Source organism: Candidatus Limimorpha avicola, from assembly GCF_056978975.1.
Genome location: NZ_DBMCYK010000013.1, coordinates 63070 through 76773, shown reverse-complemented (window position 1 = coordinate 76773; position 13704 = coordinate 63070). Strand labels below are relative to the sequence as shown.

Here is a 13704-nt window from a genome sequence, read left to right as displayed (position 1 = left end):
TGCTGAATGACCCTTCTGAGTTGCTTGCCATCCTCCTCCTCCCTTTCCGCTACGCTCCAAGGACGGAGGAGGATGGTTGCACTTCTATCTTGAATCTATATGAAAAAAACATTTTTTGTATTGATGATGGTTGCTTCTATTGCAACATTGTTTACAGGCTGTAAAAAAGAAAATTCAGATGATGTAACACCTACACCTCCTCCTGTTTATAGTAACCAGTTTACTATAGGCGATAATACTTATGATATAGTTTTTGCCGGTAAAATGAATGGAATATCAGTTATTCCCGGAATTAATCTTAATGTCGTTGCTTTTGCTTCTGCACCATTGGAGGCTGAACATAACAATTTGTATTGTGTAATATATGATGGAGAAATAACCAACGGTACAATTAGTGTGGCCCCGGATTCAACATCTATGATCCCTATGCCTAAGGTCGTCGCAATTCAAGATGTTAATCTTGTTCAGGTGCTTTCTGATATTTCAAATGTTTTGTATGACGGCATAGCAATGGGCATCGGTGGAAATCTGACATTGAATGAGGAAAATGGCACTTACACAGTTACAACAGAGAATATGACATTGTCATTGAATAATAGTATTGTAAATGGTTCTATCGAATATCAGGGAACTGTTTCTGATATATCTTTTGCTAATGGAGGAAACTTTACTATTGATGGTCAGGAACATACAATATTGACTGCCGGTGTTATGGATATGACTTATTATGGAACAGCCATGCGTGTCATGGCATTTGTGTCAACAACAACAACAGATATAATAGCTGTTAAAATAGAAAATGAAATAGAAACGGGCTCTTTCCAAATTCCATTGGATAAGGCCGTTTTTATGATTCGTAATTTTGATATGTCAACATATAATGGAGATATTTCTGTTGCGACAAGTGGTACTTTGACTGTATCAGATGCGGGTATGTCTATGTATCAAGTTACTATTAATGATGCGTCATTTGTAAGTTTAAACGGTTCTTCAGTTGTAAATCTCAATTATAAAGGTTATATTCCTGAATTGTCTTTGCGATTTGAATAGTTGGTAAGTTGTTCTTTAAGTTGAATTTGAATAATTTGAAATGTTGCTGTATTCTTATTATTTTTAAAAAAATGTAAATATTTATAAAATATTTTTAAAAATAATGATTATTTAAAAAAATATATTATATTTGCAGCATCTATAGTAAAATAGATAAAATTGCGGAAGCCGAAAAGCTTAGAGTAGGCATTAATTAAATTATTATTATGAAAAGAGTTCGTTTATTTATGATTGCAGCAATGGCCGCTTTGATATTGGTGTCTTGCGGTTCATCAAAAGAAGCAGTTCAATTAACAACAATTCCTTGTCAGGAATGTAAAGCTACAGCAGAGACATTCCGTTATCTCGGTCAGGAGGTCTCTGACTCGGATTATCAAAGTCAGTATGCCCGCTCAATGGCTGCAAATGTTGCACGTACTGAATTGGCAGCAATGGTTAGTGCTACTATTGAACGTGTAACTGATAATTATGCCGGCCAAATTGTCAATAATGAAAATAGCGATTTTAGCCGTAATGTGAAAGATTTGGCTCGTACTGTTGTAAATCAACTTGTTAAAGGTACTCCGGTAACTTGTGAAGCAAAAGAAGCCGGTTCTAAAAAAGGTTCTACAATCTATTATGCTTGCGTAGAACTTACAGGTAAATCGGTTCTTGATGAATTGGCTAACCAGATTAGTAATGATGAAAAATTGAGAGTTGAATTTGAATACGAAAAGTTTAAAAAAGTCTTTGAAGAAGAGATGAGTAAAATTCAACAATAATTTAAACAAAAGTACTGAAAAAAGCGGGTCATCCCGCTTTTTTTGTTTTTTGTTATTCTACTATTGGTATCTATAGCTTGTTTATATTATATTTGCATATTATTAAATTTTTGCAAAATGAAAAAAATATTGTTAGTTATATTGTTATTGTGCTCAACTACAGCATTTTCACAAAATACGGTTATTATCCCAACTCCTCAGATTAATGAACTTATGGATGGGTGTTTTATATTGAAAGAACCTTTTTTGTTTGTATGCGATGATACTAATCCTGATGTTCAGAAAATTGTCAATGACTTTAAATTTGAGATGAAAGATATGCTTGGCAATAAGATAGTTTTATCAGAAAAGGTAAAAAGGAAGTATCCGGCTGTAGTGTTTGAGATAGTTGATGATATTGGAGTCGATAAATTTGAGGAGCAGGCATATATCCTTGATGTTGCTGAAAATGTCATTACTTTGAAAGCTACTCATTGTCAAGGTTTGTTTTATGCTACCCGAAGTTTAAAACAAATTGTTCGTTATGCTGTAATGGAAAGCGATATTCCTGCAATTCAGTGTCAGCATATAGTGGATTGGCCGGATTTGGAATATCGCGGATGGATGGATGATATTAGCCGAGGTCCTGTACCTACGGTGGATTATTTGAAAAAAGTTATCACCACTCTTGCCGATTATAAGATGAATTTTTTTAACCTTTATACAGAACATCTTTTTAAATTAGAGTCGTATCCGGATATTGCTCCCGCTGATGGATTTACAACATCTCAGATTCAGGAACTTACAGATTTTGCCAATGGTTATTATGTCGATTTTATGGGTAACCAGCAATGTTTTGCCCATGCTGAAGAAATACTTTGTAATCCATTGTATCACAATATTATGGATACAAAATACAATTTTAATCCTGCTGTAGATGCCACTTATGAGTTTTTTGAAAATGTGTTTTCAGAAGTTGTTCCGGCTTATCAATCGAGATTCTTTAATATTAATTGTGACGAGACTGAGGGTTTAGGTGGAGGAAGGGCTGCTGCTTATGTTGACAGTGTAGGGCAGGAGACTGCTTATTGCCGCCATATAAATAGAATATATGATATTTTGAAGAAATATGATAAGGAAGTTTTGATGTGGGGAGATATCATTTCCAAGACTCCGGAACATATAAAGGATTTACCTGCCGATATGCAATATATAGTGTGGAGTTATGTTCCTTCTGATGATTTCTCAGCTATGATAAAACCTTTTAAAGACTCCGGCAGTGTGTTTTGGACTGCTTCGGGTGCATGTATGTGGGCAACGGCATTCCCTGATATAAAAAGTTATATGAAAAATATTGCCAACCTTGCTCGTGATGCAGCGGCATACGGTTCTAAAGGTCTTATGAATACTGCTTGGGATGACGCCGGGGAATCATTGTTTATGAGTGCATTGCATTCAATGGTCTGGACTGCAGAGATGACCTGGCATGCCTTGAATCCTTTATCTTCACAATCAGAATCGGAAAGATTGAATAGAGAAACACATTTTAATGAACTGTTTAATATTCATTATTTTAATTCTATGGACCATGATTATGTTGCTGACATGTATGCTGTTGCTGATTTGTGCCATATTACTGAGACTTCAAAATTGATGAATTTCAATGCTCTTTATGAGGCGTTTTTGGAATTCTATCCTGACCAGGTTGATTCTGCTGCATTTCAGCGTTTTACGTTGGCACGGGATTTGTCGGATGAAATTTATTCACGTCTTTCTTCTGATATTGAGAAATTACAAGTAAATTCGGAATTATTGGAATGTGCTGCTGTTGCAGCTTATCGCGTTTATGCCACAGCAACGAAAAATCTTCTTAAAATACAGCTTTATAATACTTTGAATAATCCGACTCAACAGAATATAGACCTTGTTAACAGAGGAACGGATGATTTTATCGAGATAATAAGACATCTGAAATATTCATATTTGCGTCTTTGGGATAAGGAATGTAGGGCATATTCTCGTGATTTTGTGACGGCACGTTATGACAGAATGATAAATGAATTGTTGCATGCAGACGAAAAGGTGTTTATTGAGAATGAAGGTGTTATGGATGGTTGTCCTGTAGTGGCATTGCGTACTGTCTTTAATGACAGACCTATTTATTATACTTTGGATGGCAGCCTCCCGGATGATAATTCTCTTGTTTATAAGGATCCTGTACGTATAACACAATCAGGTCTTTTACGTGCTGTAAGTTATGACGGAAATACATGTTCTGATGTTAATGAACGTTTTATGCTTTATCATAAAGCCGTGGGGCGTTTGAAAAAATTGAACAGCTCTGTTGGAGATTATAGATCGGAATACAGTGGTGGTGGCGAAGATGCCTTGCTTAACGGTATTATCGGTTCTAATGATTATAAGGATGGCAATTGGCAGGGATTTTATAATCAAGACCTTGACATAGAAATAGACCTTGGTAAAAAAATGATTGTGAATGAATTGAATGTTAATTTTATGACTAATCCTTACGATTGGATTATGATGCCTCGTTTCATGGAAATTTATACATCCTCTAATGGTTCTCAATTTAAACTTTGGAAAACATATAAGTTTGATGATGAAGTTCCGCAGAATGGCAATACCATAGTGAAAAAATCCTTGTCTGTAAATACAAAAACCCGTTATTTGAGAGTTGTAGTTAAAAATCCCGGTATCATACCGGAAGGACTTCCGGGGCATGGATACCCGTCATGGCTGTTTGTTGATGAATTGATTGTGAATTAATCATTGCGGTTCTAATTTCAAAGATATATTATATTACATCAAAAGGTAGTATGTTAAAACTTAATCTTGACATACTACCTTTATTTTGTTATAATGAATAAGCATTAAAATGTTATGTGTTAATTCAACATATAAATGCCGTGCCACATCTATTTATAAAATGTTTGATATTCCTTATTGTATGTGTTGTTGAATGTACTATTATTTGTTCAATATTAATTTCTTGTAAATATTAAACTCTTTACCTGTTACTTTTATGATATATAATCCGTTGTTAACTTCATTCATAGAGAAAGATACCGCAGATATTGATGGTGTAAATCGGGTATCAAATTTTTTTACGAGCAACCCGTTGCTGTTATATATTGATATGGTGACAGGAGTGTTTGTCGTTAGTCCGGAATAGGATATATAAACATTGCCATTGGTAGGGTTGGGATAAATGTGGAACAGTGAACCGGCATTATGTTCATCTATGCCTATTGGTTCGTAACCCATAGTATAAAGAGGTGTCCATAAAGTATCGGTGCCGCATTCTGTGGTGACATAGCAATAGAGATAAGCATAGCCGGGACGTGTTAGCGATACTATGGCACTGTTTTCACTTGGAATAAGTGTCCAGTTTTCACTTGATTCCGAAGTTACAAGATCCCATTCGTAATTTTCAGGAAATCCTTGTTCAATTCCACCACCGCTTGCATTACGAATGCTGTACTCGTAAAGATCAAATCCTGTTCCTGTGAAGAACAGAGGCGGAGTGATGCCTGTTATTGGGTCGATTTGAGGTACACTGTGTAACCATAAATCGAGATTTACAACTTCCAAACAACCGTATTCATTGAGTGTATGTATCGTGTCAACATAATGGGCCGGATTGGTATAGGAGTGCCCCAACATAGTGAATGAACCACATGAAGTCTCTACTACATAACTTTCGGTGGATTCGTTGATGGTGAGATGCAATGTTACTATACTGTCGCAACCATTGACTGTGCGTAATGTTTTGGTATAGTCTCCTGATTCGTAAAACACTTCACCTTCCCATGTCAGGACATCGCAATGTGTCTGATAGTCATGAATCTGATTTTCACCGATATAGTTGGGATAACGTTCGAAATAAAGTGTCACCACACTGTCGCAACCGGCAAGGCTTTCGAATGTGTGAACGTATTCTCCGCTATTATTTATGACGGTGTCGCCGAGAGCACCCCAATCCCATGTATATGGCTCATCACATGTAGAAACAAATACGTTTTTCGTATATTGGTCTGTTATTGAGAGGTTTAGAATTATAATACTGTCACATCCGTTAACAGATTGAAGTGTATGTTCGTATGTTCCTTCTTGTGTAAGGTTTTCTCCAAAAAATGGGTATGAACCTCCATCACAGATAGATTCATTAAGATGTGTCTCATAAGCAGGATGCACTGTAAGATTCATGGTTACAATGCTGTCACAGCCGAAATTTGTCTGTTTGGTGATGGTCTGTGTAAAGGTACCGGCTTCTTGTGTACTGATATTGAAACCATTTGAAGTATAATAACCATTACCGCTATATTGACATACCTCATCGAAATCCTGGATATCGTTGTATTGAGGGTGCACTACTATTGTGATAGTAGGCGTTTGTTGTGTTTGACCGTCATGTATTGTACATGTGTATTCTGTAGTGATGTTAGGAGATGCCACTGGGTTAGGGATGCTCGGATTGCTTAATCCGGTCGTCGGATTCCAGGTATAAGTATAATTTGAGGTGCCTCCCGAAGCTGTAGCATGCAGTGTAGTTGATTCTCCCTGGCATAATTCGGTATCATCGGCGTTTACAGAGGCGGTCATGGCTGTGCCGTCAACATTTATGGTTACTCTGTCATTGTCAGTACAGTCACTTGAGCCGGAAACAGTAAGCGTAAAAGTTGTGGATTGTGTCAATGCTCTTGTCTGAGTCGTTTGAGCATTGGGATTGACAACTTTGTCAGCAGGTTCCCAGCGATAAGTAAAAGTACCGTTACCTCCGCTTCCTGATAATGTTGCTACACCGCCGTATCCAATGGTCTGATCAGGTCCTGCATTGGCATTCGGGTTGGAATATACAGTGACTTGTTTGGTTTCTGTATCTTCACAGAAACCTTCTTCAGTTTGTATTTTGGTAGTAAGAGTTACAGTATATGTTCCCGAATTGGAGTATGTATGAGTTGGATTTTGAAGTGTTGAGGTATTATTGCTGCTTGATGGTTCTCCAAAATTCCATAAATATGAATCTATTGAATATCCAGATGGATTGGTGGTAGAAGTACTGTTAAATTGAGTAGGAGTGCCCTGACATACTGTCGTAAATGTGAAATTGGATGTTGGTTGAGCGCCAATCTCAACCTCTAATTCAGCATTTTCACTTTGTTGTGAACCAATGGTAATATTACATGTATAGGTTCCAGCCATTGACATGGTTACGTTGTTACGTGTAGGATTCTGCTGGGTTGATGTCCATCCGTCAGGTCCAACCCAAGAATATGTAGCGCCTGTTTCGCCCCTTGCTGTCAAATTTAATGTTCCTCCAACACATACCGGATCATTGTAATTAAGTGTAGGCTCAAGAATGCCACAATCAGTTTCTCCATTTCCGCTTATTTTTCGAAAAGTAATATTACCGCTACCGCCGGAAAAATTAGTTATTAACAATATATAATATTGTCCTACTTGTCCGTTGACAATATGTGCAGTTTCATAAGAGTTAGCGCTATAGCTGCAATCATGCAGGTTCCCAGAAGGATAAAAATTAGGGTTTGTAGTATTATTGGGACAACTCGAACAGTTCCCGGTTAATAGTCCAGCCTGTCCTGCTGTTGTAGGACAAGGAGTGGTTTCATCGTTAAAGGGTCCCCACAGAGCAAAATCGATATCGAAACCAGCAGACATATATATATTAATGTTTCCGGCAACTCTAATTCTCATGTGATACCAAAAAGAAGTTTTTGTTGTAGGAGAGTTTCCAAGACATCCATAATTAGGACCATACCATGAAACTCCATTTCCTGTCGCGGGGAATGTCAATGTATCGCTTGTACAGAAAGGTTCCGAATCCATACAGTGGTTATTTGTTCTATATTCTGGTATGTCGGATGTGATGAATTCAAAATATTCCTTACTTATATTTTCTGCCCAGGATTCAAAATAGTATGAATATTCTTCCTTGGGCAAGGAACTAATGTCTTTGAACTCTTCTTTTAAAAGAGAAAGCAAATACTCCAATTCTAAATAAGTATTTGCATCTTCATTGTATCCATTTGGACGGATATATAATTTCCCGGGTTTTTCCCACAGAGGATCACATATCAAAATATCATTTGTTGATAATGCTGAAACAATCTGTAATCTTTCTTCAATATTTTCTATAGAGAAAATGTCAAAGATTACTCCATTATCATAATCTTCAATTTGAGCATGCGATGTTAATACAAGAAACAACATCGTAATTATTATGTAGAGTTTTTTCATAGGAAGGGACCATTTATTTCGTTGCCAAATTTACACAATTTTTTTAAAAAAAATGAAAAAAATAATTATTTTTAATAATTAAGTAAAAAACTAATAAGTTTAGCAATAGCAAGACCTCTGTGAGATATTCTGTTTTTTAGTTCAAGAGGCATTTCGGCAAAGGTTTGTTCGTATCCTTCCGGTTTGAATATAGGGTCATAGCCAAAACCTCCGGTGCCATGTCCTTCTTTTATGATAGTTCCGTTGACAATACCTTCAAAATAATACTGATGTCCTTCTAAATTAAGTGCTATTACAGTTCTGAACCGTGCTTTTCTGTTTTCAATGCCCTCCATTGCAGAAAGAAGTTTGTTGACATTGTCCTGATATGAACAATTTTCTCCGGCATAACGTGCAGAATATACTCCGGGAGCACCGTTCAAGGCTTCTACTTCTAAGCCTGTATCATCGGCAAAACAATCCAAATGATAATGTTCTGTTACATAATTTGCTTTAATCTTTGCATTTCCTTCGAGTGTTTCTGCTGTTTCTTCTATTTCTTCTTTACAACCTATATCTGTTAGACTAATTACTTCTAGATTTTTTAACAATGCTTTGATTTCCTGTAATTTATGAGCATTATGTGTGGCAAATACTAATTTTTTCATAGTTATATCTTATAGACTCCAATCTATTGGAGAAATGTTATTGCTGGTTAAATATTGGTTTGTTAGTGAAAAATGATGGCATCCGAAGAATCCCCTATGCGCAGCCAAAGGTGAAGGATGTACCGTTTTAAGTATGAGATGTTTGTTACTATCGATAAGTCTTTCTTTGGAAATGGCATAATTACCCCACAATAGGAATACGAGATGCTCTTTCTTTGTCGACAGCCCCTGTATGGCAGCATCAGTAAATGTCTGCCAACCAATGTTAGCATGGGATGCAGGGTTTCCGGCTCTCACAGTGAGACTTGAATTGAGAAGTAAAACGCCTTGTCTTGCCCATTTTTCTAAATTGCCATTTTTCGGTATGGTAATGCCTACATCAGAGTTTAATTCTGTGAAGATATTTTTTAGACTTGCCGGTGCCGGTATTCCGTCAGGAACGGAAAATGCCAACCCATGTGCTTGTCCCGGATTGGGATAGGGGTCTTGTCCTAATATTACAACCTTGACTTTATCAAATGGCGTCAAATTGAAAGCATTAAATATTAATGATGATGGAGGGTAAACTGTATAGTGTTGTTTTTCATTGATTAAGAATATTTTAATGTTTCTGAAATATGGTGATTCAAATTCATTTTTTAAAATTTCATACCATCCGTCTTCTATTTTTGGTCTTTTTACTTCAATCATGATATTTTTTTGAAAAATATGTACAAAATTCGATAAAAAATTCGTTTCTTTGTAATGTAAAATGAAAAAAAAATAAGTAATGAAAAGATGTGCAGTTTTGTTGGCTGTAGTTATCACATTGGGTATATTGATGATGTCCTGCCGTTCGACATCGTGTCCTGCCTATGGAGACTATCGTCAGTATCAGATTGAGACAGTATATTAATTATTTGTGGTGACTTGTCATTTAATGATACAACTCATCGGAGACTTGTGTTTTCGATGAGTTGTATATTTTTCTGAAATGATTATGAAATATGTATAAGTATTAATGTTTTGGACATTATTGTCAATGATATGTAAGTTATATTGAGTATAATTTGTTATAAAAAAAGACCGTCTATTAGACGGTCTTTTTTATAAAATTAGATTTTTATCGTTAGTAAACCAAAATCTTTGAAGAATTTGAGTTTGCACCGGCTTGAACTTTAAGAATGTATGTTCCGGTCACTAAGTTGCCTACATTAATGTTGATCTGATGTGAACCTTGTGTAAAGGTACCCAATGTTCTGTTGGCAACCATACGACCTGTTATGTCATATATTTGATAAGTAACATTGGATTTCTCAGTGAGGTTGATACTTATTGTCGCATTTTCTACGACAGGATTCGGATATACACTCATAGCCAATGCTGTATTGTCTTCAATTTCAGCTACACTGTTTTCAATACCATCTATATGATAGTTGTCGCATCTTAAAAGACCTCTTCCGTATGTTGCAGCGTAAATCATACCTTCATTGAAGATACCATCATGAACTATTACAGTAGTATCATTCATTTCATCTACGAGATAGGTATAACGGTTGTCATGATTTTCCATGGTTTGTTGTTTAAGGTCCATTACAGGTACATTAGCGAGAGTGCTGCAAACTGTCCAGTTGCCATTGAAACCATCTGCAGTAAAGATGCCGTTTTCAGTACCTATCATTACTTTTCCTGTAGATTTTTCAATAATGCTTGAGTAAACCGGAAGTAAAGGCAAGTTACCCTGAATTGACTCAAAGCTGTCACCTCCGTTTGATGAATAGAAGACATAGTTGCTATTGCCGTAGTTTCCTAAGGTTACTATTACATTGTTTTTATCGCGAGGATCTATTGCAATACTTGTGATAGCTTGGCTATTCATATTTTGCAATGTATCGAACGTGATAACACAAGCTGTTGAATCTATGCAAGCTGTTCCTGCTGTTATAGCATCGCTAAGACCTGTGAATCTGTATAAATCGCCTGTTACAGTTCCAACATAAGCTTCATCTCCGTCTGTTGACAATGCCACTGCAGAAGCAATACCATTGATACGACCTATTCTCCACCAGTCTGTCAATTCATCAAATTTGATGACATTTCTTGCAAGGAATACCGTATCTTCAACAGCTACTATCATTGATGCTGAAATGACATCTCTCACTTCTATAGAGTCACCATTGGCAAGAGGTTCGGTAAGAGTATAATCAAAAGGATAATCACCGTTGTCGCTGATTACTTGAACAACATCGCCGGCTGCCAAATCTTCTTTTGCATAGTACCATACTGTTTGAGGAGTCTTGGTATCGTTGTAGTTTTCAAATAACACGAATGGAGTCTTGAAAGCATTTGGATTATCAGGATGACCTTTGGAACCATAAAAGTTTTGGTTATAGTCGTCTCCCGCTGTTTCGGTTCTGAGGATAGGGAATCCGTATGCAGAGACACTTCCTGTTGCTGTAAGGAACATGTATTCAGGATTTATAGTTGAAATAGCACATGGACCACCTGCAAATGAAGGATTAAATGAGCCGAACATACTGAATGTAGTAGTTGCCGTATTTTCATTCGGGAAAATGGCTCTACCTGTTGTCAAATTGTTGACATTTTCCTCACCATAAATACTAATAGTACCGTGGTCGAGAGACCCGCCCAAAACTCTATTGTTTAATCCTGAGATACCCACAGCCATCATACGTGCTACAGAGGTGTGTTGTTCTTCAGTTATAAAATAACGGTTGCTGCTCTTGAATGAATATGCAGATTCATAATATTCTCCTTTAAATACACCACCTTCCGTACCAACGTAGAATACATTTTCATTTTCAGGGTTGAAAACTATTGTTTGTACTCCTGAATGTATGTATGTAAAACGGGTGACATCAGTTGACAAGTACGACAATAATGGGTGTGATGAACTTAAAGTTATACATCTTGGGGTATAGACACCTATGTTTTGTGAATCTTCCAGAGTCCAAAGGTCTATGCCTCCAACCAAAACTTTTCTCGGGTTGTTAGGATAGACAATCATATAATTATCAATAAATCCACGAGTGTCGTAAATGTTATAAATGTTGGTTGCATAGAGAGCGACTTCCCATGTTGCACCATGATCTTTGGTGTAGTAAATATTACCTGTTCCGTAAGTAGCTGTCAGGTAACTGACATACATGTAGTTAGGATCTGATGGTGATACTGCAATGATTTTTATCACATCATCGGAAGGTAACATGTTCTCTTCTCCATTGGAAACTAGAGTGAAGTTTGCGTTGTTGGTAGAGAGATAAACCTGGTTGTCTATAACAGCAAGTACCGTGCCGTCAGTAGCAGTCTTGACACTTGTTGCAACACCTTCAACTGCTGTGTTCCATGTTGCAGCACCGTCATCGCTGTATCTCAAACCTCCATTTGTGGCTGCATATAGTCTGCCATTAATTATTGACAACTCATTTACAAATCCCCAACCATTATCTGTTGTAGGTGTTGTTGAGGTCATTAATTCATAATGTTGACCGTCTGTAGATTTAAAAATACCTTGACCGGGGAAACTGTTTTCATATCCTAATGTAGAAAGACCATTAACATCTTGAGACATGCGACCGTCACCTGTTCCAACATAAGTGTTGCCTTGTTCGTCTTGTACCATGCAGTTTATCATGGCTTGAAGGTCGGCTGCCAACTGCATTGTTATACCTCCGTTAGTCGTTTTGAAAATGCGACCTCCCATTGTACCAATTAATAAGGTGTTGCCGGTTGCATCTTTCTTATCGTATGTAATAGCTCTTGTAAGTGAACCATAGTTGTCTGGTCCTAAATCGATCCAGTTTAGATCATCTCTATCTTTTGAGAATGTTCCATTTACTCCGTTTAACAATTCTGCCGGATCAATGAGACCCGTCTCCTGATTAGCTCGAACTGTCTTCATGTACGATTCAAAAGTGGGAGATGAAGCTTTACGGGGCGAGTATTTGCCTCCGTCTTCGGCTGCATTAGCCACTAATCCAGCTTGTGCTAACACCATGGTTATCAAAAGCATACTTAACGGTAAAAATCTTTTTTTCATATCACGTAATTTAAATTTTGTTACTTTTAAACAAAGTTCATTTTAGGGTGCTAAATTAGAATAATTTTCTGTTATACGCAAGATATTTTAAGAAAAAATGACATTTCTTAACGAAAAAAAGTTTTTACAATTTGTAAAATATTGATTTATATACACTTATAGTTGTGCTTCATAATGTTAAAATTTTATTACGCTGTTGGATGGCAACCAACCGGTGTTTCCGTTTGCGATTTTTATTTTTTCCCAGCCGTCAATATTATCTAATATCTCAACCTTTGTTCCTTCGTGTAATACAAATAAATCCACACTTGTCGCTGAAGGAGAACTTTTTATTGTTATGGTACTGCTTATTATTATTCCTTCTTCAAATTTGTATGCATCATTGTATTTTTGAGCCGATATGGTGAAACTGCAAATACAGAGTAAAATACATAGTATTATACTGAAAAATGCTGTTTTTTTAATCCATGCTGTTTTTGTCGTGAGGTATAAAAATACTAAAGTCAATGTCAAACCAAGCAATATTAATGATATTGTTGCCCATTGATTTATTGAAAACCAATTGCTTATGTTAATCCACCATGTCTTGAGAAATACTTGAGGCACAGCTTCTATTTTGTCTGTAATAAATAAATTGGCCATGGCGAGATTTGTCTTTATATCTTCATCGTTAGGACTTATTTTTAACGCTTTCTCATAATTCAATATTGCCTTGGGATAATTGCCGGATTTATAGTAAGCATTGCCTAAGTTGTACAATAAAGCACTCGATATGAGGTCTTTGTCGAGAATACTTTCGTATAATATTATTGCAGTGTCATAAACACCTTCGTTATAATAAAAATTAGCTTGTTCGAAAATTTCCTTGGGTTTCTGTGCCTTGACTTCAGGAATTAAACCAAAAATTATTATTGCAAATATTATGCTTATATATTTCAATGATTTCATG

9 protein-coding genes are annotated in these 13704 nt (G+C 36.4%); 4 read left to right on the top strand and 5 right to left on the bottom strand.

Annotation, left to right across the window (positions count from 1 at the left end):
- Window positions 1-123: 123 nt before the first annotated feature.
- From ACZOVS_RS07120 to ACZOVS_RS07110, 3 genes are all read left to right on the top strand, one after another.
- On the top strand, window positions 124-1050 hold the full coding sequence (locus ACZOVS_RS07120; RefSeq protein ID WP_483996545.1) for a hypothetical protein: 927 nt from the start codon (window positions 124-126) through the stop codon (window positions 1048-1050).
- A gap of 206 nt (window positions 1051-1256) precedes the next feature.
- Window positions 1257-1811 (top strand): hypothetical protein, encoded by a 555-nt coding sequence (locus ACZOVS_RS07115; protein WP_483996544.1) that lies wholly within the window; start codon window positions 1257-1259, stop codon window positions 1809-1811.
- Between the two features lie 117 nt (window positions 1812-1928).
- Complete coding sequence (locus ACZOVS_RS07110) at window positions 1929-4577, top strand: family 20 glycosylhydrolase (protein WP_483996543.1); 2649 nt, start codon at window positions 1929-1931, stop codon at window positions 4575-4577.
- Window positions 4578-4778: 201 nt separating this feature from the next.
- On the opposite strand, the gene ACZOVS_RS07105 is transcribed toward ACZOVS_RS07110, so the two are convergent.
- From ACZOVS_RS07105 to ung, 3 genes are all read right to left on the bottom strand, one after another.
- The gene (locus tag ACZOVS_RS07105; RefSeq protein WP_483996542.1) at window positions 4779-8069 is read right to left on the bottom strand and encodes a T9SS type A sorting domain-containing protein; all 3291 of its coding nucleotides are present in this window, start codon (window positions 8067-8069) and stop codon (window positions 4779-4781) included.
- A 71-nt stretch (window positions 8070-8140) separates the two neighbouring features.
- On the bottom strand, window positions 8141-8716 hold the full coding sequence (locus ACZOVS_RS07100) for a non-canonical purine NTP diphosphatase (RefSeq protein ID WP_483996541.1): 576 nt from the start codon (window positions 8714-8716) through the stop codon (window positions 8141-8143).
- Between the two features lie 9 nt (window positions 8717-8725).
- Window positions 8726-9406, bottom strand: a complete 681-nt coding sequence (gene ung / locus ACZOVS_RS07095; RefSeq protein ID WP_483996540.1) for a uracil-DNA glycosylase — start codon at window positions 9404-9406, stop codon at window positions 8726-8728.
- Between the two features lie 79 nt (window positions 9407-9485).
- Between ung and ACZOVS_RS07090 the strand changes: the two genes are divergently transcribed.
- Complete coding sequence (locus ACZOVS_RS07090) at window positions 9486-9611, top strand: hypothetical protein (protein ID WP_483996539.1); 126 nt, start codon at window positions 9486-9488, stop codon at window positions 9609-9611.
- A 213-nt stretch (window positions 9612-9824) separates the two neighbouring features.
- Here the strand turns inward: ACZOVS_RS07090 and ACZOVS_RS07085 are convergent, their stop codons facing one another.
- Together ACZOVS_RS07085 and ACZOVS_RS07080 are read right to left on the bottom strand one after the other, a co-directional pair.
- Window positions 9825-12755: a T9SS type A sorting domain-containing protein gene (locus ACZOVS_RS07085; RefSeq protein ID WP_483996538.1), complete on the bottom strand. Its 2931-nt coding sequence runs from the start codon at window positions 12753-12755 to the stop codon at window positions 9825-9827.
- Between the two features lie 177 nt (window positions 12756-12932).
- The gene (locus tag ACZOVS_RS07080; protein ID WP_483996537.1) at window positions 12933-13703 is read right to left on the bottom strand and encodes a tetratricopeptide repeat protein; all 771 of its coding nucleotides are present in this window, start codon (window positions 13701-13703) and stop codon (window positions 12933-12935) included.
- Window position 13704: the final 1 nt, after the last annotated feature.

Bases quoted from the DNA above. Each gene is read 5' to 3' on its own strand.
- ACZOVS_RS07085 (WP_483996538.1), bottom strand. From the start codon at position 12,755: ATGAAAAAAAGATTTTTACCGTTAAGTATGCTTTTGATAACCATGGTG.
- ACZOVS_RS07090 (WP_483996539.1), top strand. From the start codon at position 9,486: ATGAAAAGATGTGCAGTTTTGTTGGCTGTAGTTATCACATTGGGTATA.
- ACZOVS_RS07080 (WP_483996537.1), bottom strand. From the start codon at position 13,703: ATGAAATCATTGAAATATATAAGCATAATATTTGCAATAATAATTTTT.
- ACZOVS_RS07105 (WP_483996542.1), bottom strand. From the start codon at position 8,069: ATGAAAAAACTCTACATAATAATTACGATGTTGTTTCTTGTATTAACA.
- ACZOVS_RS07120 (WP_483996545.1), top strand. From the start codon at position 124: ATGATGGTTGCTTCTATTGCAACATTGTTTACAGGCTGTAAAAAAGAA.
- ACZOVS_RS07110 (WP_483996543.1), top strand. From the start codon at position 1,929: ATGAAAAAAATATTGTTAGTTATATTGTTATTGTGCTCAACTACAGCA.
- ung (WP_483996540.1), bottom strand. From the start codon at position 9,406: ATGATTGAAGTAAAAAGACCAAAAATAGAAGACGGATGGTATGAAATT.
- ACZOVS_RS07115 (WP_483996544.1), top strand. From the start codon at position 1,257: ATGAAAAGAGTTCGTTTATTTATGATTGCAGCAATGGCCGCTTTGATA.
- ACZOVS_RS07100 (WP_483996541.1), bottom strand. From the start codon at position 8,716: ATGAAAAAATTAGTATTTGCCACACATAATGCTCATAAATTACAGGAA.